Annotated in this window: 17 protein-coding genes; 11 read left to right on the top strand and 6 right to left on the bottom strand. The window is 56.9% G+C overall.

The window, feature by feature from the left end; genetic code table 11:
- Positions 1-167: 167 nt before the first annotated feature.
- Positions 168-2,618: an endopeptidase La gene (lon, locus tag AQ621_RS12890; RefSeq protein ID WP_058341786.1), complete on the bottom strand. Its 2,451-nt coding sequence runs from the start codon at positions 2,616-2,618 to the stop codon at positions 168-170.
- A 137-nt stretch (positions 2,619-2,755) separates the two neighbouring features.
- Between lon and trxA the strand changes: the two genes are divergently transcribed.
- From trxA to AQ621_RS12875, 3 genes are all read left to right on the top strand, one after another.
- Complete coding sequence (gene trxA, locus AQ621_RS12885; RefSeq protein WP_058341785.1) at positions 2,756-3,619, top strand: thioredoxin; 864 nt, start codon at positions 2,756-2,758, stop codon at positions 3,617-3,619.
- Between the two features lie 253 nt (positions 3,620-3,872).
- A complete protein-coding gene (locus AQ621_RS12880) occupies positions 3,873-7,046 on the top strand; it encodes a hypothetical protein (RefSeq protein ID WP_058341784.1) in 3,174 nt (1,057 codons plus the stop codon).
- On the top strand, positions 7,046-8,143 hold the full coding sequence (locus AQ621_RS12875) for a hypothetical protein (protein ID WP_145840285.1): 1,098 nt from the start codon (positions 7,046-7,048) through the stop codon (positions 8,141-8,143). Before AQ621_RS12880 ends, AQ621_RS12875 begins: the two co-directional genes overlap by 1 nt.
- 73 nt (positions 8,144-8,216) lie before the next feature.
- On the opposite strand, the gene AQ621_RS12870 is transcribed toward AQ621_RS12875, so the two are convergent.
- The gene (locus AQ621_RS12870; RefSeq protein ID WP_058341782.1) at positions 8,217-9,581 is read right to left on the bottom strand and encodes a KamA family radical SAM protein; all 1,365 of its coding nucleotides are present in this window, start codon (positions 9,579-9,581) and stop codon (positions 8,217-8,219) included.
- A 488-nt stretch (positions 9,582-10,069) separates the two neighbouring features.
- Here AQ621_RS12870 and aceE point away from each other — a divergent pair, with 488 nt between their 5' ends.
- Both aceE and aceF read left to right on the top strand, forming a co-directional pair.
- Positions 10,070-12,733 carry a pyruvate dehydrogenase (acetyl-transferring), homodimeric type gene (gene aceE / locus AQ621_RS12865; RefSeq protein WP_058341781.1) on the top strand — a complete coding sequence of 888 codons (2,664 nt, stop codon included), beginning with the start codon at positions 10,070-10,072 and terminating at the stop codon, positions 12,731-12,733.
- Positions 12,734-12,743: 10 nt separating this feature from the next.
- Positions 12,744-14,411, top strand: coding sequence for a dihydrolipoyllysine-residue acetyltransferase (aceF, locus tag AQ621_RS12860; RefSeq protein ID WP_058341780.1), 1,668 nt, complete (start codon positions 12,744-12,746; stop codon positions 14,409-14,411).
- Between the two features lie 92 nt (positions 14,412-14,503).
- Here the strand turns inward: aceF and AQ621_RS12855 are convergent, their stop codons facing one another.
- Entirely contained in the window at positions 14,504-14,776 is a 273-nt protein-coding gene (locus tag AQ621_RS12855) for a Txe/YoeB family addiction module toxin (RefSeq protein WP_058341779.1), read from the bottom strand.
- Positions 14,757-15,029 (bottom strand): type II toxin-antitoxin system Phd/YefM family antitoxin, encoded by a 273-nt coding sequence (locus AQ621_RS12850; protein ID WP_058341778.1) that lies wholly within the window; start codon positions 15,027-15,029, stop codon positions 14,757-14,759. Before AQ621_RS12850 ends, AQ621_RS12855 begins: the two co-directional genes overlap by 20 nt.
- Before the next feature lie 280 nt (positions 15,030-15,309).
- On the opposite strand from AQ621_RS12850, the gene AQ621_RS12845 reads away from it, so the two are divergent.
- Positions 15,310-16,563 carry an NADH:flavin oxidoreductase/NADH oxidase family protein gene (locus AQ621_RS12845; RefSeq protein WP_058341777.1) on the top strand — a complete coding sequence of 418 codons (1,254 nt, stop codon included), beginning with the start codon at positions 15,310-15,312 and terminating at the stop codon, positions 16,561-16,563.
- Positions 16,564-16,970: 407 nt separating this feature from the next.
- On the opposite strand, the gene AQ621_RS12840 is transcribed toward AQ621_RS12845, so the two are convergent.
- Complete coding sequence (locus AQ621_RS12840; protein ID WP_058341776.1) at positions 16,971-18,059, bottom strand: DcaP family trimeric outer membrane transporter; 1,089 nt, start codon at positions 18,057-18,059, stop codon at positions 16,971-16,973.
- A gap of 161 nt (positions 18,060-18,220) precedes the next feature.
- Between AQ621_RS12840 and AQ621_RS12835 the strand changes: the two genes are divergently transcribed.
- The 5 genes from AQ621_RS12835 to astB all read left to right on the top strand — a co-directional run bounded on the left by AQ621_RS12835 (position 18,221) and on the right by astB (position 24,581).
- Positions 18,221-19,672 (top strand): exonuclease domain-containing protein, encoded by a 1,452-nt coding sequence (locus tag AQ621_RS12835; protein WP_058342427.1) that lies wholly within the window; start codon positions 18,221-18,223, stop codon positions 19,670-19,672.
- Positions 19,673-19,731: 59 nt separating this feature from the next.
- Positions 19,732-20,946, top strand: a complete 1,215-nt coding sequence (locus AQ621_RS12830) for an aspartate aminotransferase family protein (RefSeq protein ID WP_058341775.1) — start codon at positions 19,732-19,734, stop codon at positions 20,944-20,946.
- A gap of 191 nt (positions 20,947-21,137) precedes the next feature.
- On the top strand, positions 21,138-22,151 hold the full coding sequence (locus AQ621_RS12825) for an arginine N-succinyltransferase (RefSeq protein ID WP_058341774.1): 1,014 nt from the start codon (positions 21,138-21,140) through the stop codon (positions 22,149-22,151).
- A 25-nt stretch (positions 22,152-22,176) separates the two neighbouring features.
- Positions 22,177-23,235 carry an arginine N-succinyltransferase gene (astA, locus tag AQ621_RS12820; RefSeq protein WP_058341773.1) on the top strand — a complete coding sequence of 353 codons (1,059 nt, stop codon included), beginning with the start codon at positions 22,177-22,179 and terminating at the stop codon, positions 23,233-23,235.
- 5 nt (positions 23,236-23,240) lie between these two features.
- Entirely contained in the window at positions 23,241-24,581 is a 1,341-nt protein-coding gene (gene astB / locus AQ621_RS12815) for an N-succinylarginine dihydrolase (RefSeq protein WP_058341772.1), read from the top strand.
- A gap of 6 nt (positions 24,582-24,587) precedes the next feature.
- On the opposite strand, the gene AQ621_RS12810 is transcribed toward astB, so the two are convergent.
- Positions 24,588-25,220, bottom strand: coding sequence for a TetR/AcrR family transcriptional regulator (locus AQ621_RS12810; RefSeq protein WP_058341771.1), 633 nt, complete (start codon positions 25,218-25,220; stop codon positions 24,588-24,590).
- Positions 25,221-25,382: the final 162 nt, after the last annotated feature.

The raw sequence follows: 25,382 nt of genomic DNA, 5'->3' as shown, positions 1-25,382 counted from the left end.
CACCCAACTTGGGCACCCAACCTGAAACCCATGGTGGCTGGTTGCGGGCGGGGTACGGGTTTTCTTTGGAAAAACAACTCGCTTCGCTCAGACATCTTTTTCCGGCAGAAAACCTGTACTCCGCCCGCAACCGGCAAGCTTGTGAGTTATAGTCCGTGGCAAGAAAATCAGTGCACCGAAGCCCCTTTCCTGGGCTTATTCCCAAAGCAAACCTGAAACACATCGTTATAGTGCTTCGCAAAGTTCACCGTAATCCCTTCCTTCAGATACTCCGGCAATTCCTCATAATCTCCCCGGTTCGCCTCCGGCAATATCAGGTTATTGATCTTCTGCCGGCGCGCAGCAATCACCTTTTCGCGAATACCTCCCACCGGCAACACCTGCCCGGTTAAGGTCAGCTCCCCGGTCATGGCGATGTTCTGCTGCGGGGCTTCCTTGCGGGCGATGGAGAGCAGGGCGGTGGCCATGGTTACGCCGGCGCTGGGGCCGTCTTTCGGGGTGGCCCCTTCCGGTACGTGCAGGTGCACGAAGGATTTGTCGAAGAAGGTCGGGTCGCCTTTGAACCGTTTCAGGTTGGACGACACAAAGCTATAGGCAATCTCTGCCGATTCCTTCATCACATCCCCCAGCTGCCCGGTAAGCTTGAACCCGCGCTGGCTGGTGTGAACCTGTGACGCCTCGATGCTCAGGGTGGCGCCGCCCATGGCGGTCCAGGCAAGGCCGGTGACTACGCCGGTGCCCTTCATGGATTTCTCTTTGCGGAACGCGGGCTGGCCCAGGTAGTCCGGCAGGTCGGCAACGCCCACTTTTACCGGCTTGTCCGGGTTTCCGAGCAGTTTCACGATGCCTTTGCGGATGATCTTGTGCAGCAGCTTTTCCAGGTTCCGCACGCCGGCTTCCCGCGCATAGCCTTCAATCACCTGCCGGAGCGCGGCATCGGTAATGTTGAGCTGTTTCTTCAGCAAGCCAGCCCTTTTCAGCAGCCGCGGCATCAGGTGGTGCTTGGCGATGGCGAGTTTTTCTTCGCCGATGTAGCCGGACAGTCGAATCACATCCATGCGGTCGAGCAATGGCCGGGGAATGGTGTCCAGCTGGTTGGCGGTACACACGAACAGCACCTTGGACAGGTCCATGCGCACGTCCAGGTAGTGGTCCAGGAATTCCTTGTTCTGTTCCGGGTCCAGAGTTTCCAGCAGGGCCGAGGCCGGGTCGCCCTGATAGGAACTGCCGATCTTGTCGATCTCGTCCAGCATGATCACTGGGTTGGCCACTTTGCTGTCTTTCAGGGCCTGTACGAACTTGCCGGGCATGGCGCCGATGTAGGTTCGGCGGTGGCCTTTGATTTCGGCTTCATCGCGCATGCCGCCCACGCTGAACCGATAGAACTCCCGGCCCAGGGCATCGGCCACCGAACGGCCGATGGAGGTTTTGCCCACCCCCGGCGGGCCGACCAGCAGCAGTATGGAACCACTCACTTCGCCTTTGAAGGTACCTTCGGCCAGGAACTCGATGATACGGTCTTTTACATCGTCCAGGCCGTCGTGGTCCCGGTCCAGAATTTTGCGGGCTTCGGCCAGGTCGAAGTGGTCTTCGGAATGCACGCCCCAGGGCACCTGGGTAATCCAGTCCAGATAATTGCGGGTCACGCCGTATTCCGGGGAGCCTTGCTCCAGCACCTGCAATTTCTGAATTTCATCTTTGAACCGTTCAACCACAGCTGCTGGCGGATTCAGCTTGGCCATGCGCTCTTCGAAGCGCTCCACGTCAGCGGTCTTGTCGTCTTTGGCGATCCCCAACTCCCGCTGGATGACTTTCAGCTGCTCACGCAGGAAGAATTCGCGCTGGTGCTTTTGAACCTTCTCGTTTACTTCCTCGTTGATCTCGGATTGCAGGCGCGCCACCTCCTGCTCCTTGCGCATGAGCAGTAATACCCGCTCCATGCGCCGAAGCAGGGGCACGGTATCCAGCACATCCTGCAACTCGCGGCCCGGGGCGCTGGTCATGGAGGCACCGAAATCCGCCAGCGGCGAGCTGTCTTCCGGGCCAAAGCGGGACAGGTACTGCTTCACCTCTTCGCCATACAGTGGGTTGGTGCGCAGCAGCTCCTTGATGGCGCTGATAATGGCCAGGGTGTAGGCCTTGAGCTCATCGGCCGGTTCTTCCGGCTCCTCCGGGTATTCCACTTCAACCAGATAGGGCGGGCGACGGCGGAGCCACTGCACGATTTTGAAGCGCTGCATGCCCTGGGCAATAAACTGAACCTTGCCACCTTCGCTCTGGGCATGGTGAACCTTCACCGCGCACCCAATGGTTTCCAGGTCGTCGCTGGCGGGAATGCCGGTGTCGGATTCCGGATCTTCCACAAAGCAGATACCCAGAACCTTGTGCTCGGTTTCACCCACCCGCTTCAGGGTCTCCTGCCAGGGATTCTGGTTGACCACCACCGGCTGCACCTGCGCCGGAAAGAACGGCCGGTTCGACACCGGCAACACATACATACGCCGCGGTCTGGCCTGCTGCGGCAGGATCAGGCTTTTGCTGTTCTCGTCTTTGCCGATGTACTCGGTTACATCGTCTTCAAATTCTTCCAGGGAGTCTTTGCGGTTCTCGTCATTCATACCGTGTTGCTCTCAGGGCTGAGTGGTTAAAGACCTATGTGACGACGAAAGCCAGGTTTTCAAGCTGGCTTGATTTTTCTGCTGCCGGCTCCATATCTTTAGGCAATTTTATTCATTCTGGTTCAGGTTCCCGACATATGAGCAATTCTCCGTATATCTTCGACGCCACCGCCGACAACTTTCAGCAGAAGGTAATGGAAGCCTCCGCCACCACGCCAATCCTGGTGGACGTATGGGCCGAATGGTGCGCGCCTTGTAAGCAGCTGATGCCGATTCTGCAGAAGCTGGCGGAGGAGTATCAGGGCAACTTCCAGCTGGCCAAGGTGAATGCGGACGAGCAGCAGGAGCTGACCGCATCTCTGGGCGTGCGCAGCCTGCCCACCATCATTCTGGTGAAGAATGGCCAGGCGGTGGATGGCTTCAACGGTGCCCTGCCGGAAAGCGAAATCCGCAAGGTACTGGAAAAACACATCGAAGCCCCGGCGGAAGACCCGTATGAAAAGGCCCACGCCTTGTGGGACGCTGGCGATGTAGATGGTGCCCTGGCGATCCTCACCGAAATGAATCAGAAAGATCCGGAAAACCTGGATGTGCTGATCGACCTGGCTCAGCTGAAAGCCGAGCAGGGCGATCTGGACACCGCCGAGCAGGTGCTCAACAGCCTGCCGCCGGAAGAAAAAATGCAGCACAAGGCCAAACAGCTGGCAGCCAGGGTGAAGTTCCTGAAACAGTCCGGCGAGCTGCCGCCGCAGGCCGAGCTGGAAGCTAAACTGGAAGCCAATCCGAAAGACCCCGAGGCTCTGCACCAGTTATCCCTGCACATGGTGTTACAGGACAAGAACGCCGAAGCCATGGACCTGTTGATTCGCCTGATGCAGGCGGACGGTGCTTATAAAGACGGCATCGCTAAAACTACGCTGGTGGAGCTGTTCGAGAAGCTGGGGAATAACAATCCGGATGTGCGGGCTTACCGTAGGAAGTTGTATACCCTGATGCACTGAAGCTCCTGTTACACGGGTGGCGAGAGCCACCTGTGTCGCCCCTGACTTCCATTGGAGCCCATCCTCGTTCGACTCCTACCTACCCCCCAAATAACGCCCATACCTCGCTAGTCGCCCCTCATGCCGGCAAAAGTGTGTCTAAAAATTAGTCACATGTTTTACGAACATTAACATTTGTCAATTGAGTTGTAAGCTAAGCTCCGAAGGTCTGCTGTGCAGTCAAGGACCAAGGAATAATTACTCAGGAGTTTTTATGATTCATCTCAAGAAGGCCGCTCTTGCGCTGGCGGTTGCATCCAGCATTACATTGGTTGGTTGTAATAACAGCGGTGCATATATCCCGACAAGTGGAGAAAGTGCCGGTAGTGAAACTGTTGCAGGTGCGGCAGTAAAAGGTGTTTTGAAGAACGCAAATGTCACAGTTTATGAACTTGATAACTCTGGCACCCGTATCCGGTCGTTCGAGAGCGTAACCACAGATGCTAACGGCGAGTACGAAGTTGCTCTGAGTGACGCCTATGAAGGCGGTCTTCTTGAGGTGGAAGTGACAGCGGTGCCCGGTCAGACCAAGATGGTTTGTGATGCCTCTGGCTGTGCGAAAGATGGGATAAGCTTCGGGGATGAAATTGAGGTTCCCGCCAACTTCGTGCTGAGCTCAATTGCCAAGAAAGACGCTGGCAGTGACAAAATTAGCGCACCGGTAACGGCATGGACGACCATGGCAGCTAATCGTGCAAAGGCGAAAGCGAGCGCGGCGGGCGGTCTGGATAAATCTTTGGCTGAGGCAAACTTCAAAGTTCAACAACTGGTTGGCTTTGACCCATCGAAAGTGGCGGCTAAGGATGCAGCGGATCCCGCAAAACTCGGCTCGGCTTCGTCTGAGGAGCAACAGGCAGCGGTAATGAATGCTGTGGTGGCTGAGTTGATCTTCTCAGGTGGTTCAGCAGATGTTGCGACAAAGCTGGAATCATTCACCAAGTCTATTGAGAATGATGATATCTTCGGTGATGCGATTGATGATGGATTCTCGGTAGCAGAATTTGCCGCAGCCGGTGAGCAGACGTTGTCCGTCGTTCAGGTACCCGATTCTACCGCTGCCAGCAAGTTGCAGAAGCAGCAAGAAGTGTTCAGCGATCCTGCGAATGCTGGCGGTGTGTCGACGCCAGAATACAACCCTGACCTGGTTGTTGGCGATAATGCCACTCAGGCTGAGAAGATCGAAAGCTTCAAGAACTTCGTTGCAACAGTTCGGGCTTGGGCCACTTCAATCGAAGATCTGGACACCGCTCAACTGGGTGAAGTGGTCGATGTTGAAACCATCCAGACTGTATTCAGTGAAGGCCCGGTTACAAGCCTGAAGCTTGCTCAGGAGATCGTAAACCAATCACTGGATCAGGTAACCCTCACTCCCACAGAAATGGGGGAGCTGCTGGATACTGGTAACACCAAGCAGATTTCTATGCTGGATAACGGCGTTGAGGTTGGTTCTGCTGTTTTGTCTGTAACCGACGAAAATGGCGTGAAGATTAATGTTGTTGGCCAAATGACCGGTGAAGCCCACACTAATTTCTTGCCATTCAACCTGACCATCAAAACCAACTTGCCGGTGTCTGCTTTTGATCTGACTACCGAAACCATCAAGAGCCTGCTGGCCAGCTCCGAAGTGGTTATCAGCGGTGCAGTCGAAAATGGCAGTGGGCAGGCTATTGCTCGCCTGAATGATGTCACTGCCCGTTTACAGCTCGCAAATGCTCTGAGTGCCGGAACCGAAGGCTTTGTTACTGATGACCAGGTTATCCAGGCGTTTGTTGGTGCTTCGCTGTCCGGTAACGTTGAGTTGTTCGCTGAAACAGGAGAATCTTTCTCCGGTAATGTTGAAGCGCAGGTGACCAAGCTGGCAAAAAACCGCTTTGCACTGAACGATGTTCCTGTTTCTATCCGCAAGCTTCGAGTGGCTGGAACCTTCACTGCTGCTCAAGGCGAAACCTTCGATGCCTCAGCAACTCTGAACGTTAACAATGCGTCTGAGTTCGACACGTTGGCTTGGCTTGACTATAGCGAGGATGACCGTTGGGTGAACGAGCCAATTGACGGCAGTGCGGTGCTGGATGTGTTTGGCACTGGTGAAAGCGATATCATCAACCCATTCGTAGATATTAATGTCTATGAGTATGAGGGTGAGCGGTCTGGTTACTTGTGGGCTGGTGGTTTTGTCGCAGACGGAACGGAAAAGCAGTACTGGCCGTATTATGAGTCAGAGACTGGTGTTGGATCAGTTATTTCTCAGGATATTGTTGCCAACTTGGCTGAGTCCATTTCTCCCATCATGATGGAAACTTGGACTGAGGCGAATGGGCTGGAGTACATCTCAGTCGATATTGCAGATGCCCTTTCTGCTGGAAATTTAGATATCCATTGGAGCGGCCCGAACCCTGAGTTTCCTGAGAATTGGACCGGCTTGAGCATTGACACGGCTCAGGTGCCTGTTGAATACCAGAATATCGAAGCATACGTTTCGATGCTAACAGAGGATGGTGGTGAGATATCGGCTTCTTTGTCGCTTGACGGTACTTTTAACATTTTCATCACTGGTGGAAATGTTAATGATGACGTTATAGCGGCTCTTAACAGCTCTTTTGCTATATCTGAAGCAACTTGGCGTCAGTTTAACGTTAGCTCTTATGACGGATCAGCCTCCGGAGCGTTTGTTCGCCCAGCCACCGTTGAGCTCTATAACGAGTGTTTGGCCAACCCAGAGCAGCTGCTGGCTGTTTTGGGTGAGTCCGATAGATTGGACTGGCAGTCTGGCGACGTGGCTTGTGCAGAAACAACTCTTTCTTGGGATTATTTCGATGAGCAGCTTGATGGCCCCGCCATTGCTGCGGCGGATGAGCTTGTGCGCTCGACCCTAGTAGGTCGCTATGGTTCAGATCTTGTAAGCCAGCTCACCCTGAACGACTATTACCTGAGCGCGTCAGAGAATAACGATTGGAGCTACCTCAGTGCAGGTATCGAGTTCCCGAATCTTGAGTCTGAAACCAGCTTCATCGATGCCTCTCTGACTTTGTCTGCAACAGCAAGAAACATCCCGGATATGCCGGAAGCCAAGGTAACTGTTACTGCTAACCGTAACAGCTTCCTGGGTGGTCAGTTGTTTGCAACGTTGAAGTACGACCAGGGTCAGTATGAAATCGAGGTGTCTTCCGACAACCTTGATCAACCTACTGAGATCAACGGTCGCTTCTATGATGCCTACGGCAAGGAATTGGTGTTGAAGGCGAACTTCAATGCTGAGGGTGATTTCTCTGGCCTGTCTGGTGATGCCTTCGTCAACGGCGAAGACATCGGCGATGTCACGCTGCGTAACGGCATCCCGCTTCTCACCTATCCGAACGGTGATACAACAGAGTTTGAGAGCCTGTTCTGATGACAAACCCGGGAAACCGGAATAAAAGGTGGGGCTTCGGCCCTGCCTTTTTTTTCGGATTGATAACAGTAAGCCCCCAAGTGCTGGCGAGTTATGAGGTGTTTGGTGGTTTTGCGACGACATTGGTCAGTGAGCCAGAATCGGTCAAGGCTACCCTCGATGACTGGGGCTCGGAATTTACCAGTGGCGAGCGACAGTGGGCGCTGGCTCGCTTGGAAGCTGGGGTCCGTATGGATTCAGGTTTCGAAGTGTCGGTATTTTCAAGGGCGCTGGCCGACATTCGTATGAACGAAGAGGCTGTGGCTTTCTACGGCAAGATTTCCCGCAAGGAAGACCTGGAAACCGGGCAAAGTGTGCCGGTTCAGGTGGCTGTAAACGGCTTTACTGGTCACGGCTTTCGTCTGGGCTACCTGCATCAGGATGACCAGTGGACGGTTGGCTTGGGTGCATCGCTATTCAGAACCGGGCACCTGATGACAGGTGACTTGTCTGGTCAGTTCACGGCAGTCAATGACTCTGATTACAACTTTGATGCCAAAGTCGACTACGCCTACTACCGTGACGTGATCTTTAAGCGCCCGGATGTTGACGAAGCGGCAGGGCTCGGCTTCAGCCTTGACGTGGCAATGGCCTACAAAGTAGATGAGAACTGGTCTTGGTCCCTGCGTGCCGAGGACTTGCTGGCGCGGATTCGCTGGCAGGATGCGCCCTTTACAGTGGCGTCCGCCAGTACCGATCAGAAAAGCTATGACGAGAATGGCTATGCTGTCTTTGCCCCACTGCTTAGTGGTAGAGAGGGGTATCGAGACAGCTTTATGCAGAATTTGGATGCCAGGTATTACGGCGCCGTAAAGTATCAGCACAATGCTTGGTCGGCAGAGCTTCGAGGCCAATACCAGTTCGGCTATGGCTATGCCGGAGTAGGTGGTGGTTATCGGTTTGCCAACGGTTTTGCTGTTACCGGGTTGTTCTGGCCCGAATATGATCAGTTCGGGATCGAGGCAAAATCCGGGAACTGGCGGGGCACGCTGGTGCTGGATCAGTTTGACTGGAATGAAGTACAGGCGATGTCGGTTGGTATTGCTTACGGTTACTAAGCAGCAGGAAAAGCTGTAAAAAAGCCGGATGGCGAAACCATCCGGCTTTTTTCGTCTAGTTCAGGCTAGAGCCTCAGGCGTTCCCCTGCTTCATCGCCTCAAACTCATCCTCAAAGAAGAACTTCTCCTCCCCAAAGGCGGGCTCCAGCTCGTGCAGCCAGGTGGCCGTCTCGCTGTACTTGGCAAAGAACGGGCGCTGTACCCAGTCCGGGTTGCGGCCTTGCAGGAAGCGCAGCACGAACACCTTTTCGCCTTTGATTTCGGTTACGCCCTGGATTTCTACCTTACCGGGGCCTGCGCTCATGCTGGGGCCTCGGGCGGTGCGGGCCAGGCCGCTGACCTGCTTCATGGCTTCGCGGTAGATGTTGTAGGCCTCGGCCAGGGGCACTTCGAAGTAGTTCTTGGCGCCGGTGTCCCGCTCTACAAACATGTAGTAGGGGATGATGCCCAGCTTCACTTCTTTCTTCCACAGCTTGGCCCAGGCGTCGGCATCGTCATTCACGTGCTTGATCAGCGGGCCCTGGGCGCGGATTTCGGCACCGGTGGCACGGATGCGGCGAATGGCTTCTTCCGCAATGTCGGTGGTGATTTCCTGCCAGTGGTTGTAGTGGGCCATGATGGCCACGTGCTTGCCGGCATCAACCAGTTTGGCGAACAGTTCGATCAGCTCGTCGGCATCTTTATCGGTCACAAAGCGGTACGGCCAGAAGGTGAGGGCCTTGGTGCCGATGCGGATGGTCTGGATGTGGTCGAACTCCGGCTGCAGCAGCGGCTCCAGGTACTGCACCAGGTTCTTGGTTTTCATGACCATGGGGTCGCCGCCGGTCACCAGCAGGTCGGTAACTTCGGTGTGTTCCTGCAGGTAGCCGTGCAGTTTCTCGGCATCGGTGCTGGCCATTTTCAGGTCTTTGTCGCCCACAAACTGCGCCCAGCGGAAGCAGAAGGTGCAGTAGCTGTGGCAGGTCTGGCCCTGGGACGGGAAAAACAGCACGGTCTCACGGTACTTGTGCTGTACGCCGTCCAGTACTTCGCCATCCAGCTCCGGCATGTTCATTTCCATCTGGCCGGCCGGGTGCGGGTTCAGCTCGTCGCGGATTTCCTTGGCTGCGGCCTGGATGTCCTTTTTCTCTGCGCCTTCGCGGTGCAGCTTGGCCATGCGCTCGTAATGTTCGTCTTTCAGCATGCCTTTTTGAGGGAAGACAAGCTGGTAGATGGGATCGTTAGGTACCTTGTCCCAGTTGATCAGTTCGTTGATCACGTATTCGTTAACCCGGAATGGCAGCACGCTGGCTACCACTTTCATCTCGAACAGGGTGTCTTCAGGGAGATTCTGGATCGCCTCAATTTTGTCGAGCTGGCGGTCAGTAAAAACCTTGAACCGGCGTTCCTCGAATTCCTGAACCGGGATGCGGTTCGGAAAGGTGACGATGGAGTTCATAGATCGCCCTCTGTTGTGTGTCGGAAAATCAAAAGGAGGGGTGTTTTCCTCCTTCACTGGTCAAAAATCGGGCAGGCAAGTATACATAAATCGCAATTCATTTTCAGGTCTAATTAATAGTAGAGATTCCTGGCGCTGATCAGTGCCTTTAAAAGTGTCAAATTGCATGGATTTGTGCCGTTTTTCGGCTAAGTTCGTCAAAAAATCTTTAAGGTCAGTGTTTAGTCAGGCGATGGAATTATCGTTGGAAGTACGTGTGAGACATTGGTCTGAGAGCGTCTTGTCCCTGCCATCGAAAGTGGTCATTATTACGTAACTAATGCTAATTAAAGTACTTTCAAACGCCTGTTTGTTTGTTTTTGGGCGCCGTTTTGTAGTAAAAGTACGAAAGTTTTGTTCCTGAATGCTCTTCTGTTGTTCAGCAGGAAAAATGCCAGAGCTGTTCTATGCTTGTGAGAGCTTAAATTGTTCCCGAGGGGGAGGGTTTGATGTACCGCGATGATGATCCCATTGAAACCAGCGAATGGCTCGACGCACTAGAGTCGTTAATCGAAAACGAAGGCGTCGACCGTGCCAAATATATTCTGGAGCGCTTGTCTGAGCGCGCCAGCCGCGACGGCACCGAGCTGCCGTATTCCATTACCACGCCGTTCCGCAACAGCATTCCCGTTACCCAGGAATCCCGGATGCCGGGTGACCTGTTCATGGAGCGCCGTATCCGTTCCCTGATTCGCTGGAACGCCATGGCCATGGTGGTGCGGGCCAACAAGCGCCCGGGTGACCTGGGTGGCCATATCTCCACCTTCTCTTCTGCAGCCACCCTTTATGACGTGGGCTTCAATTACTTCTTCCACGGCGGTGGCGACGAACGCGCGTCAGACCTGGTGTATTTCCAGGGCCACGCATCGCCCGGTATCTATGCCCGTTCCTTCCTGGAAGGCCGCTTCAGCGAAGCGCAGTTGGACAAGTATCGTGAAGAGGTAGATGGCGACGGCCTGTCTTCCTACCCGCACCCCTGGCTGATGCCGGATTACTGGCAGTTCCCGACTGTATCCATGGGTCTGGGCCCTATCCAGTCTATCTACCAGGCCCACGTAATGAAGTACCTGCACAGCCGTGAGCTGATCGACATGGACGGCCGCAAGGTGTGGGCATTTGTGGGCGATGGTGAGTGCGATGAGCCGGAAACCCTGGGTTCTATCTCCAAGGCCGGCCGCGAGAAGCTGGACAACCTGATCTGGGTGGTTAACTGCAACCTGCAGCGCCTGGACGGCCCGGTACGGGGCAACGGCAAGATTGTCCAGGAACTGGAAGGCGTGTTCCGTGGTGCCGGCTGGAATGTGATCAAGGTGGTCTGGGGCCGTATGTGGGATCCGCTGTTCGAGAAAGACGAAGACGGCGTGATGCAACGGGCCATGGACGAGATCTGTGATGGCGAGCTGCAGAACCTGACCTTCAAGGGCCCGGCTTACACCCGCAAGGAATTCTTCGGCAAACACCCGGAGCTGGCCAAGCTGGCGGAGGATATGTCGGATGAAGATATCCAGAAGCTGAACCGCGGCGGCCACGACCCGTACAAGGTATATGCGGCCTACCACAAGGCGGTGAACCACGCGAACGGCAAGCCCACCGTGATTCTGGCCCACACCATCAAGGGTTATGGCTTCGGTGCAGCGGGCGAAGCCCAGAACACCGCGCACTCCCTGAAGAAGCTGGATATCGACACCCTGAAATCCTTCCGTGACCGCTTCGGTGTTCCGTTGAAGGACGAAGAGCTGGAAGACGTTCCATACTACCGCCCGGCGCCGGACAGTCCGGAGCTGGTGTACATGAAGAAGCGCCGGCAGGAGCTGGGTGGCTTCTATCCCAAGCGTAACAAGGACTGCCAGCCGCTGCAGATTCCGGAACTGGATATCTTCAAGCAGGTGCTGGAAGGCTCCGGTGGCCGTGAAATCTCCACCACCATGGCGTTCGTGCGCATCCTGACCGCGCTGGTAAAAGACAAGCGCATCGGCAAGCGTGTAGTACCCATCGTGCCGGACGAAGCCCGTACCTTCGGTATGGAAGGCATGTTCCGCCAGCTGGGTATCTACACCGCGGAAGGGCAGAAGTACGTGCCCCAGGACCGCGACCAGATCATGTACTACCGGGAAGACAAGAAGGGCCAGATCCTTCAGGAAGGCATCAACGAAGACGGTGCCATGTCTACCTGGATGGCCGCGGCTACGTCCTATAGCACCAACAGCTTCCCGCTGATTCCGTTCTACGTGTTCTATTCCATGTTCGGCTTCCAGCGCGTGGGTGACCTGGCCTGGGCTTCCGGCGACATGCAGGCCCGAGGCTTCCTGATCGGCGGTACCGCCGGCCGGACGACCTTGAACGGCGAAGGCCTGCAGCACCAGGACGGTCACAGCCACGTACTGGCGAACACCATTCCGAACTGTAAGGCCTACGACCCGGCCTACGGTTATGAAATGGCCGTGGTGATCCGTCACGGTATGAAGGAGATGTTCGAAGACAACCAGAACGTCTTCTACTACCTGACCATCGAGAACGAGAACTACGAACAGCCCGCCATGCCGAAAGACTGTGAAGACGGCATCATCAAAGGCATGTACAAGTTCGAGTCTGTGGAAACCAAGGGCCGCAAGAAGAGCCCGCGGGTTCAGCTGCTGGGCGCCGGCTCGATCATGAATGAAGTGCGCGCCGCCGCACAGATGCTGAAGGACGACTGGGGTGTGGCTTCCGATGTGTGGAGCGTGACCAGCTACAACGAACTGGCCCGTGATGGCCAGCACGTGGAGCGCTGGAACCACCTGCACCCGGACGACAAGCCCCGCAAGGCCTACGTGACCCAGTGCATGGAAGATGCGCAGGGCCCGGTGGTGTCGTCTACCGACTACATCAAGCTGCACTCCGAGCAGCTGCGGGCATTCATCCCGAAAACCTACATGACCCTGGGCACCGACGGTTTCGGCCGCAGTGACACCCGCGAGAAGCTGCGCAGCTTCTTCGAAGTGGATCGTTACTACGTGGCGGTAACCGCGCTGGCAGCCCTGGCCAAAGACGGTGAAATCAAGCAGGAGCAGGTTCTCGAAGCTATGCGCAAGTACGGAATCGATCGCAACAAACCGAACCCGGTGCTGAGCTAAGGAGACCGCTATGAGTGAACAGGAAATCAAGGTTCCCGATCTCGGCGGTGCAGATGAAGTTGAGATCATCGAAATCATCGTCAGCGAAGGGGACTCGGTTGCAGAAGAAGATCCGATTCTGACCGTTGAGTCTGATAAAGCCTCGGTAGAACTGCCAGCCCCGGCGGCTGGCAAGATCACCAAGATCACCGTGAAAGTGGGTGACAAGGTGAAGGAAGGCGATGTTATCGGCATGTTGTCTGCCAGCGGAGACGCTGGTGGCTCTGACGATGCGGAAGCGGACAAGCCTGAAGAAAAGGCCGAGGAGAAATCCGAGGAGAAATCCGAGGCCAGGTCTGAAGACAGCAAGCCTGCACCGAAGAAGAAAAAGTCTGGCGGCTCCCGCACCGAAGTGGTGAAGGTGCCTTCGCTGGATGGCTTCGACGACGTGCCGGTGATCGAAATCAACGTGGCCGAAGGCGACACCATTGGCGAGGATGATCCGCTGGTTACCGTGGAGTCCGACAAGGCCACCATGGAAATTCCGTCCCCCTATGCCGGCAAGGTTGGCAAAATCCTGGTGAAGGAAGGTGACAAACTTTCCGAAGGTTCTGACCTGCTGGAAATGACCATCGAAGATGATGGTGAGGATGAGGGTGAGGACGAAGCGGTAGATTCCGGTGACAGTGCCAAGGCCGAAAGCCCGGCCAGCAAGCCGGAGAAGAAAGACAGCAAGCCTGAAGCGGCCCCTCAACCGCAAGGCTCTACCTACGAGCCGCCGGCACCGGGCACCAAGGTGCATGCCGGCCCCGCCGTGCGCAAACTGGCACGGGAACTGGGTGCAGACCTGACCCGAGTGAAAGGCTCCGGCCCGAAAGGCCGCATCATCAAGGATGATGTGCACGCCTACGTGAAGAGCCAGTTGCAGCAGGCCCAGCAAGGTGGCGGCGTGGCAGTCGGCTCGGGCATTCCGGGCGTGAAACTGCCGGACTTCAGCCAGTTTGGTGAGATCGAGCGTGAGGGCATGTCCCGCATGATGGCGGCCACGGCCACCAACATGCAGCGCAGCTGGCTGAACGTACCCCACGTAACCCAGTTCGACGATGCCGACATCACCGAAATGGAAGCCTTCCGCAAAGGCCAGAAAGCGGCCGGCGAAAAGCGTGGCGTGAAAATGACCCCGCTGCCGTTCCTGCTCAAAGCCTGCGCGGCAGCACTTGCGGAACTGCCTCAGTTCAATGTGTCCCTGGACATGGAGCGCAAAGAGGTGGTTCGCAAGAAGTACATCCACATCGGTATTGCGGTGGATACGCCTCATGGCCTGATGGTTCCGGTGATCCGGGATGTCGACCAGAAAGGTCTGTGGGAGCTGGCAGCGGAAAGCGCCGAGCTGGCCCAGAAGGCAAGGGACAAGCAATTGAAGCCAGCAGAAATGCAGGGCGCCTGCTTTACCATCACCAGCCTGGGCGGTATTGGCGGCACTGCGTTCACACCGATTGTGAACACGCCGGAAGTGGCAATTCTGGGTGTCTCCAAGGCTTCTATGAAGCCGGTGTGGGACGGCAAGGAATTCCAGCCGCGGCTGATGCTGCCGTTGTCGCTCTCTTACGACCACCGTGCAGTGAACGGGGCAGATGCCGCCCGGTTTACCAATCTGCTGACGCAGCTGCTGGGGGATATTCGGACCTTGTTGCTGTAGTCCTGAGTCGAGGGCCGCTCCGTAGCTTTTTAGTTGCGGGGCGGCTTTCTCGTCTTTACGTTGAGCCCAGCCAAATCTATACCAATTTGCTGTCAGGGCTCATCGTAGTGGCCGCCGATGGCGAAGATGTAAATGGCGTTGTCATCGAATCGATATACCAGGCGGTCTTTCTGTGATATCCGCTTTGACCAAAGTCCAGAGAGGTTGTGCTTGAGCGGTTCAGGCTTTCCCAGACCGGCAGACGGGTCTTCGGATCGCAGCATTTCTTTCAGCAGTTTGCACAAGGCTTTGTGCAATAGTTTATCCTTCTCGCGCATGGCCTCATACGCTTGCCAGGTATTGCCCTCAAATACCAGTGATCTCATCCATCTGCTCGTCAGTCGGTTTATAACCTTCCCCACGGTTGTGGGTTTCAAGGGACGCCGCAATTTGCTGCATAAGGCTCTTACTTTGGAGCACGTGAAGGGTTTCCTGCTCTCGCTCCCAGTCCTCAGCGCTCATCACCACGAAAGCTTCTCCGGCTCGGCGCGTAACCTTGACCGGTTCATGCTGACTAATTATCTGCTCAACAACATTTTTCAGGTTATCTCTAAACTTATTCACGCTGATTGTGTCCATAAAACACCTTTATGTACGGATATTCCGTACAACTATACATCACAAGCCCTGGCGCAGTCATCAGGCTCGCTCTGGCTTTCGGCCTCCGACGGATGCCCCTGTCGGGTCGCCGTTTATGGCTGGCCCGCGACATGCTCGGTGGCAATGGCATCAGTGACGAATTCGGTGTTGCCCGGCATTCAGGCTTTCTTTTGATAAAATCAGTCTCTTCGGCCAATGCCCGGTTCGCCGGGCAGATCCACTATCAGCCTCATGGAACCCGCAAACTACTGAGGCCCTTATGACTCCCGCAGAACTGCTCTCTCAGCCGCTCAAGCTCCCTAATGGCTCTGTCATCCCCAACCGCTTTGCCAAGTCCGCCATGAGCGAGACTCTGGGCACCATTGACAACCACCCCACCAAAGAGCTGGCAACCCTGTATCGTGCGTGGGCAGAGGGCGGCACCGGGCTGTCGATCACGGGTAATGTAATGATCGACCGCCGGCACATCGGGGAGCCACAGAACGTGGTTATTGAGGATGAAAGCGATCTCGAGCTTCTGACCGCCTGGGCCAAGGCCGGGCAAAAGGGAGGCAAACAGATCTGGATGCAACTGAACCATCCCGGCAAGCAAAGCCCCAAAATGCTGAACAAGGACCCGGTCTCGCCCAGCGCGATACCATTCAAAAAAGAGCTCCGCAGCATGTTTGCCACACCCCGCGCCCTGACCGGCCCGGAAATTGAGGATGTCATCCAGCGCTTTGCCCGCAGTGCTGCCATTGCCCAGAAAGCCGGATTCGACGGCGTGCAAATCCACGGCGCCCACGGCTACCTGGTGAGCCAGTTCCTGTCGCCCCATCACAACCAGCGCACAGACGAGTGGGGTGGCTCTGCCGAGAAACGCCGCAGCTTTGTGCTGGCGGTGTACCGGGCTATCCGGAAAGCTTGCGGTGAAGCGTTCAATATTGGCATCAAACTGAACTCCGCAGACTTCCAGCGCGGCGGTTTTACCGAGGACGAATCGCTGGCGGTGATCAAGGCACTCGTCGCAGAGGGGATTGACCTGGTAGAAATCTCCGGCGGTAACTACGAGAACCCAGCCATGGCCAGGGGTGCGGAAGACGGCGAGGTAAAAGCCAGTACCCTGGCGCGGGAGGCCTACTTCCTGGAGTTCGCCGAGAAAGTGCGCAAGCTCACTGACGTACCCTTGATGGTGACGGGCGGCTTCCGCACCGAGACCGGAATGGCCGACGCGTTGGCTTCCGACGCCACGGACCTGGTGGGCCTGGCGAGGCCGTTGGTGGTGGAGCCGGATTTGCCGAACCGGATTATGAAAGGCGATCAGGTGACCAGCGCGGTTAGGCCCATCAAAACAGGGATTCGACTGATTGATGACATGGCCCTGATGGAAGTGAGCTGGTACACCCGGCAGATCGGCCGGATTGCCAGGGGCAAATCACCGAAACAGCATGACCGGGGGATTCTGTCGTTGATGGAGGTTCTTGGCGTGATGACAACCCGAAGCGTCCGTAGCAGGCTCCGGGCGGGTGAGTAGGCAGTTTGCAGGGCGGGGCCTTTGGCCCCGCCCTGCATCGTCCCCTGGTTAGTTCGCGAAGTACATCCAGTCAAAGTAATCGTGTAGATCCTGCATGGCATAGGCTTCTGCGGCTTGGGTAAGTTCAAACAACAGGCTTTGGTCTTTGGCAAGTTTCATGGCATTACCTCACAGAGTTGCAGCGGTTGATGCGGTGAGTGGTTTTCACCGGCTTGCAATTTGGTATTTGCATGAGCTGTGCCAGATTGTTTTCTGGCTTGTAAAGTATTGAATACCCGAGGGAAAGGCCAGAGCCGGGCAGGTGTGGGTTTTGGAAATTGAGCCAGAATGGTGCGTGTGCACCAGCCAGAAACGAAAAACCCCGGCCGGAGCCGGGGTGATTCTGAGTTAACTTCTGATAGGGACGATCAGAAGTTGTATTGGGCTGCGAACATCAAGCGGTTGGCGTCATCGTCGTCGCCGCCTTGGTTTTCACTGGCGAAATAGCCGTACTCAACCCCCATCTTAACGTTGTTAACTGGAGTCCACATATAGTTAACAAAGGCGCTACTGTTTCTTTCAAGAGCAGTTGCGCCCAGATCGTCAACGTCCAATTGAGTCATGCCGTACTGAATGTTGATGCTGCGTCCACCACCCAAGCTGATGGAGGTGCCGATTACGCCACCGTACCCGGATATGGTTTCCAGGTCCGTTCCGTCTAGATAAGCATCATCACCCCCGGAGCGGTAAAGGTATGCGTTGGCACCATCACTGTAGTTCAGTGCGCCTTGAATGCTGATCATGTCACTAAGCGCCATCTTGGCAGCGACAAATGCGGCATACCCCATGGCTGAGTCATCTTGAGTTCCGGTGTCGTAGGAGTTCTGTTTTACGAGAGCTGCTGCAGAATATGATAAGCCGCCGGCGCTATCTTCCAGCCTTGCAGTTACTGCGGGCATACCGTCTTTGCTGTCATCGAAGCCGCCGCCTTTAGGGTCCTCGATGGAGAATGATAGGGGGCCGCTGGTGTAACGCAGCTGGGCTGAGCGAAGTTGATAACCCGCATTACCTGCAGAACCACTGAAATCAACGGTTGGGGTGTTACCTACGAAACTGTTGTAATTTGACCATGTCTGACCAGCAAGAATGCCGTTGTAGCTTCCGTAAGCGTGGCGAAGGCGGAACCCACCACCGCCATTTCCGTAGAAATCACCTTCGACATTAAAAGTGACTCCGTCTGCATTGGTTGCTTTTACACCAATGCGGCTTTGTGTTGCAGAGGCACCAAAATGTCCATCTACTTCGTTGGTGTCGGTAATAGTTGGGAAGGTTCCGGATTGGCTATTGTCAGCAACGTTCTCGTCAAGATCGTAGCTCATGTTCAGCTTCGCATAGCCGTAAATGCTTGCATCTACATCGCCAGCACTGAAATTGAAGGCGTGCGCATGCGCTGCAACACCAAAAATTGCCGCAGCCGCCGTCGCACGAATGGCCATTCTCAATTTGTTATTTTGCATCGTTGTTGTCTCCACATCTTTATTTTTGTTGGACCCACAAATAAGTTAGTTACGGTTAGGTGACAATTCAAACAGAATTGATCACTCTTTAGACGAATGTCTATAGGCCCTGAGCTCAAGGTGAGCTAAACCAAAGTTGAGCAATCTGCGTACGGTCCATGATGACAACCAGAAACACACCCTTGCAGCAAGAAACCTTCGCTTTCCTGGATATTGAAACCACCGGCGGAAACCCGCAGCGCGACAGGATTACGGAAATCGGCATCCGGTTCTGGCGAGCCGGTGAGGTGGTGGGGGAATGGCAAACCTTGCTGAACCCGGAGGCCAGAATTTCCGGTTTTATTGAAAGGCTCACTGGCATCACGAATGCGATGGTGGCTGATGCGCCGCTGTTTGCCGATATCGCTGACAAGCTGGAGCAGCAGCTGCAGGGAAAGGTCTTTGTTGCCCACAACGCCCGCTTTGACTATGGCTTCATAAAGTCCGAGTTCCGTCGTTTGGGCCGGCCGTTCAGTGCGAAGGTTTTGTGCACGGTGCGCCTGTCCCGGGCGTTGTATCCGGAACATAGCCGGCACAACATGGATGCCCTCATTGCCCGTCACAATTTACCTGAGGTGGAGCGGCATCGGGCCATGGGCGATGTAGCGGCGATGCTGGCGTTTTTCGAGCATGCCCGCGCAGAGCACGGTTCGGATGCCAGCAACAACGCTATTCGGAAGCTCTTGCAGCGCCAGAGCACGCCCTCAAACGTACCTGCCGAATTATTCGCCGGACTGCCCCATGGCTCGGGGGTTTACCGGTTTTACGGTGACAACGATGTGCTGTTGTACGTTGGCAAAAGCACCAACATAGCGCAGCGGGTGGCATCCCATTTCTCGGGAGACCATCAGTCCAGCCGCGGCCTACGGCTGTCTGAAAGCCTGCGCCGGGTGGAGTTCACAGAAACCGCCGGTGAGTTGGGTGCGTTGCTGCTGGAACTCAAACAGATCAAAACCCTGAATCCCCTCTACAACCGCCGCTCCCGGGCGGCAAAGCAGTTGGCCAGCCTGGTGTTGGAAGAGGGTGCCGGCGGCTATCTGCAGGCACGCATTGCCCGCAGCCTGCAGCCGGATCAGTTGGGGCAGTATTACGGCCTGTTTCGCAGCAAGCGGGATGCGGTGGCGGCGTTACGGGGCATTGCTGGCAAGAATGACCTTTGCGGCAAGCTGCTGGGCCTGGAACCTACAGGCCCCGGGCCCTGTTTCCAGCGAAGCCTTGGGCGCTGCAAAGGTGCCTGTGAGGGTGCCGAGGACGTAACCCGCTACAACCTGCGCATGCAGATTGCCTTCCATGGCTTGCGCCTGAAAACCTGGCCCTGGGCCGGTCCGGTAGCTCTGGTGGAGCAGAATCCGGATAACGAACGCACAGACCTGCTGGTTATCTGGAACTGGATACACCTGCAAACCCTGCACAGTGAAGAGGAACTGGTAGACTTTCAGCCTGGAAACGAACCGGTCACCTTCGACCTGGATTCCTACAAACTGCTGGCCAAGGCACTTCTGGGGAAAGACAAAAACCATCACCGCATCATCGAGTTGCCCGCTGTTGCACAACCGGCTGTTCTTATGCCGTGAGTGGCGTATTATGGGCAGATTCACCCTGTCACTTAGCAATGAGTCACTGAGAGAAACCGATGAACAGAGAACCCGTGTCCCGCGAACTTTTCGATGAAGTTATGGTGCCCAACTACGCCCCCGGAAACATCATTCCGGTGCGAGGCGAGGGCTCCCGCGTGTGGGACCAGGAAGGGCGAGAGTTTATCGATCTTCAGGGCGGCATTGCGGTCACCAGCCTTGGCCACGCCCACCCGGGCCTGGTTGGCGCGCTGCAGGAACAGGCCGAAAAGGTCTGGCACCTGTCCAACGTAATGACCAACGAACCGGCTCTGCGCCTGGCCAAAACCCTTTGCGACCACACCTTCGCTGAGCGAGTATTCTTCGCCAACTCCGGTGCCGAAGCCAACGAAGCCGCGTTCAAGCTGGCCCGTCGTTATTCCTGGGAACACTATGGCCCGGAGAAGCATGAAATCATCTCCTTCAAAAACGCCTTCCACGGCCGCACCCTGTTCACCGTCAGTGTGGGCGGCCAGCACAAGTACCTCGAAGGCTTCGAACCGGCCCCGGGCGGCATCCATCACGCAGATTTCAACGACCTGGATTCGGTAAAAGCACTGATCTCCAAGGAGAAAACCTGTGCCGTGGTGGTTGAGCCCATCCAGGGCGAAAGCGGTGTGCTGCCGGCCGATCCCGAATTCCTCAAGGGCCTGCGCCAGCTGTGCGACGAAAACAACGCTCTGCTGGTGTTCGACGAAGTGCAAACCGGTGTCGGCCGCACCGGCTACCTGTACGCCTACGAAATGTACGGCGTAACCCCCGACATCCTGTCCAGCGCCAAAGGCCTGGGCGGCGGTTTCCCGGTAGCCGCCATGCTGACCACAGCCAAAGTCGCCGCAAGCCTCGGCGTCGGCACCCACGGCAGCACCTACGGCGGCAACGCCCTGGCCTGTGCCGTGGCCCAGAAGGTGATCGACACCGTCAGCCAGCCGGAAATCCTCAAAGGCGTCAACGCCCGCTCCGACAAGCTCCGCAAAGGTATGATGAACATCGGCGAGCGTTACGGCGTGTTCTCCGAGGTGCGCGGCGCCGGTTTACTGCTAGGCTGTGTACTGACCGAACAGTGGCAGGGCAAGGCCAAGGACTTCCTTAACGCCGGGCTGGAAGAAGGCGTGATGGTACTGATGGCCGGCGCCAACGTGATTCGCCTTGCGCCGTCCCTGATCATCCCGGAAGTCGACATTGAAGAAGCGCTGGAGCGTTTCGAGGCAGCGGTTGAAAAGCTGACGGCATAATTCCGTAGCTGCGCGGCTGATGACACAGTAGGTGATGGGCCGGGAACGCCCTTCCGGAAATTTCGCAGGCCATGGATGGCCGGAGAGAAGCGCACAGGGAAGTGCTTGTAGCGGTTTCCGGAAGGGCGTTCCCGGTTCAGCACCGGTCGGCTAACGACGTTGTATGTCTTACCGGAAGAGGGAGCAAGCCCATGTGGCGAGTCCGTCCAGCAAAACTGGATGACCTGCAACAAATACTGGACATAGCCGGAACCCAGGGCGCCAGGCTGTCGTCTACGCTACCCAAAACCGAACAACGCCTGGCCGAACGCATCAGCCACGCCCAGGCGTCTCTCGCCGCCCAGGCTCCCAAAACCCCACGGCGCATCCTGCTGGTGCTGGAAAACACCGAAACCGGCCAGATAGCAGGTACCGCCGGCATAGACAGCCGGGCCGGCAACGGCGAACCCTTCTACAACTACCGCCGCGACCACCTGATCCATGCCTCCCACGAACTGGGCACCTCCCGGCGAGTCGAGGTGCTTTACCCCAGCCACGGACTAACCGACCACACCTTGCTGTGCGCCTTCAGCCTGCGCCCCGAACTGCGCGAGACGACCGCTTTCGAGCTGCTCTCCCGGGCCCGGATGCTGTTCATTGCCAGCCACCGGGACTGGTTCAGCTCGCGCATGGTGGTGGAAATTCAGGGCGTTCAGAACGAAGACGGCAGCGTACCCTTCTGGGACAGCCTGGGCCGGCACTTCTTCAACATGGACTTTGAAACCGCAGACCAGTACTCCGGCCAGCTCAGCAAAACCTTCATCGCCGAGCTGATGCCGCCTAACCCCATCTACGTCACCCTGCTGAGCGACTTCGCCCAGGCCGCCATCGGCCAGCCCCACCGCCAGACCCGGGCAAATTATGAGTTGCTTCAGCAGGAAGGCTTTCTGCCCGGTAATTACCTGGATATCTTCGATGGCGGGCCGGTTCTGGAGGCCCGCACGGATGGCCTGCGAACCCTGATCACCAGCCACCCGAAAACCCTGCATGGCAGCCACGACGAGCATGGTGAAAACTGCCTGGTTGCGGCCGGTGAAGGTGAGCATTTCCGGTGCCTGCTTACCCCGATGGCAGAAACCCTCACCGACGATGTGAAAGTGCCGGTCAGTACCTGGAAGGGGCTGGAAAAGAGTGCCGGCGACCGGGTAAGGATCTCTCCGCTATGACCACGAAAAAGGGGAGGACACCAACATGCTTTTGATCCGGCCACTGCAGGAAAACGACCTGGATGCCCTGTATGCTATGGCGCAGAATGCCGGCAAAGGCCTGACCACACTGCCGGCAGACACGGAGCTGCTGCAACGCAAGATCGACCGTGCCCGGGACTCCTTCAGTCAGCGTTGTGCCCCGGAGGCGGGCCTTTACCTGTTTGCGCTGGAAGACACCGAAACCGGGCAGGCGGTGGGCATCAGCGGCATCGAAGCCCGGGTGGGGCTCGAGGAAGTATTCTACAACTATCGCCTGAGCCTGACCGTAAACGCCTCCCGCGAGCTGGGTGTGCACGTGCGGACGCCCACCCTGCACCTGTCCAACGACATGACCGACACCACCGAAATCTGCTCTTTGCTGCTGGCAGACAATTACAAGGGCGGCGGCAACGGGTTGTTACTGTCCCGCTGCCGGTTCATGTTCCTGGACGAATTTCGCAAGCATTTCTCCGACAAGGTGTTCGCAGAAATGCGTGGCGTGTCGGATGCCAATGGCCAGAGCCCCCTGTGGGATGCCCTTGGCAGCAAGTTCTTCGACATGGAGTTCAGCCAGGCGGACCGGCTTTCCGGCCTGGGCAATAAGTCCTTCATTGCTGAACTGATGCCGAAATACCCCATTTACTTGCCCATGCTCCCCGACAGCGCCCGGGCGGTGATTGGCCGGGTGCACGACAACACCCTGCCGGCCCTGAAGATGCTGGAAGCCGAGGGCTTCAACTTTAACGGCATGGTCGATATCTTCGACGGCGGCCCGGTGGTGGAAGCCTTCATTCACAACATCCGCAGTATCCGCGAATCCGTCAACCGGCACGCCATGGTGGTGAGTAAACCGGTCGATCTCGATGTGCCGCCGGAGCAGCGGGTGATGATCTCCAACCGCTCGTTCCGGGATTTCCGGGTAACCACCATCCCCGTGGACTGCATCGAGCCGGATACCATCCGGTTGCCCCGGGAGGTGGCAGATGCGCTTCGGGTAGAGTCCGGAGACCCGGTTCGGCTGGCGCCCCTGAAAGATCAATTACGAATTCCGCACCGAAGGTGAGAGAGATGGCAACACACGCAGTTGAAGCGAACTTCGACGGCCTGGTCGGCCCTACCCATAATTACGCCGGGTTGTCCTGGGGTAACGTGGCGTCGAAGTCTAACGTGAACGCCGTGTCCAACCCCAAAGAGGCAGCCTTGCAGGGCCTCGCCAAGATGAAAAAACTGGCAGACAGGGGCTATGTTCAGGCGGTTCTGCCGCCCCACGAGCGGCCCCATATTCCTACCTTGCGGGCCCTGGGCTTTGCCGGCAGCGACCGGCAGGTTCTGGAGCAGGCTGCGCAGGCGGATCCGGCCATCCTGGCGGCGGTGTCGTCTGCCTCGGCCATGTGGACCGCCAATGCCGCTACGGTATCGCCAAGCGCCGATACCGCGGACCACCGCGTGCATTTCACCCCGGCCAACCTGAGTGCCAAGTTCCATCGCTCCATCGAACATAAGGTGACGGGCCGGGCCCTGAAAGCGATCTTCACCGATGAAAGCTATTTCGCCCACCATCCGGCCCTGCCATCCGTCAGTCACTTTGGTGACGAAGGTGCCGCCAACCATACCCGTTTGTGTGCCGGTTATGGCGACCCCGGAGTGGAGTTGTTTGTGTATGGCCAGGCGGCGTTCAATGAAAGCGCTCCGGCACCGGTGAAGTACCCGGCCCGGCAGACGCTGGAGGCCTCCCGGGCGATTGCAAGGCTGCACGGGCTGGACGACCGCCATGCGGTATTCGCCCAGCAGAACCCGGCGGCCATTGATGCCGGGGTGTTCCACAACGATGTGATTGCGGTGGGTAATGGTAACTGCCTGTTCTACCACGAGCTGGCGTTTCTGGATGAAGGCGGAGTGCTGTCGGATATCCGGGCGCGTTTGGCCGGAACCGAGCTGCAACCGGTGCGGGTTTCGGCAGCCGAGGTGCCGATTGAAGATGCCGTAGCTTCGTACCTGTTCAACAGCCAGCTGCTGAACACCCCGGATGGCATGTTGCTGGCGGTGCCGGGCGAGTGCCGCGAGGTCGCGTCGGTCAGCCGTTACCTGGACAGCCTGCTGCAACAGAATGGCCCCATTACCGCAGTGGAAGTGTTCGATGTAAAGCAGTCCATGCGCAACGGCGGCGGCCCGGCCTGCTTGCGGCTGCGAGTGGTGCTGAGCGATGAAGAGCGGCGTGCCATCAATCAGGGTGTGGTTCTGACCGATGCCCTGTACGAACGCCTGACCGCGTGGGTAAATGCCCACTACCGGGATGAGCTGAGCCAGCAGGACCTGGCAGACCCCATGCTGCTGGACGAAGTGCGCAAGGCCCTGGATGAACTGACCGGTATACTGGGGCTGGGCTCTATCTACGATTTCCAGCTGTGACAGGCTTCAGCGGGCAATCGAGCGGGTGAGCATGTCCATGGTGTGATGAATCAGGTTGTCGGCGGGAAAGTCCGGGTTTTCCCCCGCTTCTGCCTGACACAGCATGATCACCCCGTGCAGGGCACCGCGCAGATACAGCGCGGTCTGGGCCGGCGAGGCAATGCGCTCCCGGCTCATGGTGCCGTCTTCCAGGCCCTTGTGGATGGCCGCTTCCATCAGCTGCATCAGTTCGTTCTTCGAGCACAGCATGTCCAGGGCCTGGTCTTCCTCCGCCTCTGCCATGGCGGTTGAGGCCTTGGTCAGGGCTGAAAAGTAATCCGGCGCTTCCCGGTAAAAACGGTAATAGGCATCCCCCATGGCCCGGATCTGGGCCAGCCCGGTATCTGCCGTACTCAGGGCGTTCTCGAATCTTTCCACCAGGCTTTGCCCGGCCCTCAGCATGATGCCCCGCTGAATGGCGGCTTTGTCCTTGAAGTACACATACAGCAACGCGCGGCTCAGGCTGGCGGTGCGGGCGATGTCGTCCATGGAGGTGCGATCGTAGCCTTTCTCGGAAAACACCAGCTCGGCGGCGTCCAGAATGGCATCGTACCTTGCCTGTTTTTCCCGTTCCCTGCGTGTTTTCAACGGCTCGTTCATGGTGCTTCCGGTGTTGTGGTCATGGCCTGAATGATAACTGATAGAGGATAAAAGCCGATTATTGACAATTTGTCAAAGAGTGACATGATGTCGGGAAAACAACGGCGGCTTCTGACGGAAACAGGCGCCAACAAATCATCTATTCAGGGAACGGGGCTGACC

Origin of the sequence: Marinobacter sp. P4B1, from assembly GCF_001447135.1 — a bacterium.
Lineage (GTDB): Bacteria > Pseudomonadota > Gammaproteobacteria > Pseudomonadales > Oleiphilaceae > Marinobacter > Marinobacter vinifirmus.
Note: the sequence above shows the minus strand (reverse complement) of the source record. Positions and strands in the feature narration are given on the sequence as shown.

Coding starts and splice junctions, on each gene's coding strand:
- lon (WP_058341786.1), bottom strand. CDS start 2,618: ATGAATGACGAGAACCGCAAAGACTCCCTGGAAGAATTTGAAGACGAT.
- trxA (WP_058341785.1), top strand. CDS start 2,756: ATGAGCAATTCTCCGTATATCTTCGACGCCACCGCCGACAACTTTCAG.
- AQ621_RS12880 (WP_058341784.1), top strand. CDS start 3,873: ATGATTCATCTCAAGAAGGCCGCTCTTGCGCTGGCGGTTGCATCCAGC.
- AQ621_RS12875 (WP_145840285.1), top strand. CDS start 7,046: ATGACAAACCCGGGAAACCGGAATAAAAGGTGGGGCTTCGGCCCTGCC.
- AQ621_RS12870 (WP_058341782.1), bottom strand. CDS start 9,581: ATGAACTCCATCGTCACCTTTCCGAACCGCATCCCGGTTCAGGAATTC.
- aceE (WP_058341781.1), top strand. CDS start 10,070: ATGTACCGCGATGATGATCCCATTGAAACCAGCGAATGGCTCGACGCA.
- aceF (WP_058341780.1), top strand. CDS start 12,744: ATGAGTGAACAGGAAATCAAGGTTCCCGATCTCGGCGGTGCAGATGAA.
- AQ621_RS12855 (WP_058341779.1), bottom strand. CDS start 14,776: ATGAGATCACTGGTATTTGAGGGCAATACCTGGCAAGCGTATGAGGCC.
- AQ621_RS12850 (WP_058341778.1), bottom strand. CDS start 15,029: ATGGACACAATCAGCGTGAATAAGTTTAGAGATAACCTGAAAAATGTT.
- AQ621_RS12845 (WP_058341777.1), top strand. CDS start 15,310: ATGACTCCCGCAGAACTGCTCTCTCAGCCGCTCAAGCTCCCTAATGGC.
- AQ621_RS12840 (WP_058341776.1), bottom strand. CDS start 18,059: ATGCAAAATAACAAATTGAGAATGGCCATTCGTGCGACGGCGGCTGCG.
- AQ621_RS12835 (WP_058342427.1), top strand. CDS start 18,221: ATGACAACCAGAAACACACCCTTGCAGCAAGAAACCTTCGCTTTCCTG.
- AQ621_RS12830 (WP_058341775.1), top strand. CDS start 19,732: ATGAACAGAGAACCCGTGTCCCGCGAACTTTTCGATGAAGTTATGGTG.
- AQ621_RS12825 (WP_058341774.1), top strand. CDS start 21,138: ATGTGGCGAGTCCGTCCAGCAAAACTGGATGACCTGCAACAAATACTG.
- astA (WP_058341773.1), top strand. CDS start 22,177: ATGCTTTTGATCCGGCCACTGCAGGAAAACGACCTGGATGCCCTGTAT.
- astB (WP_058341772.1), top strand. CDS start 23,241: ATGGCAACACACGCAGTTGAAGCGAACTTCGACGGCCTGGTCGGCCCT.
- AQ621_RS12810 (WP_058341771.1), bottom strand. CDS start 25,220: ATGAACGAGCCGTTGAAAACACGCAGGGAACGGGAAAAACAGGCAAGG.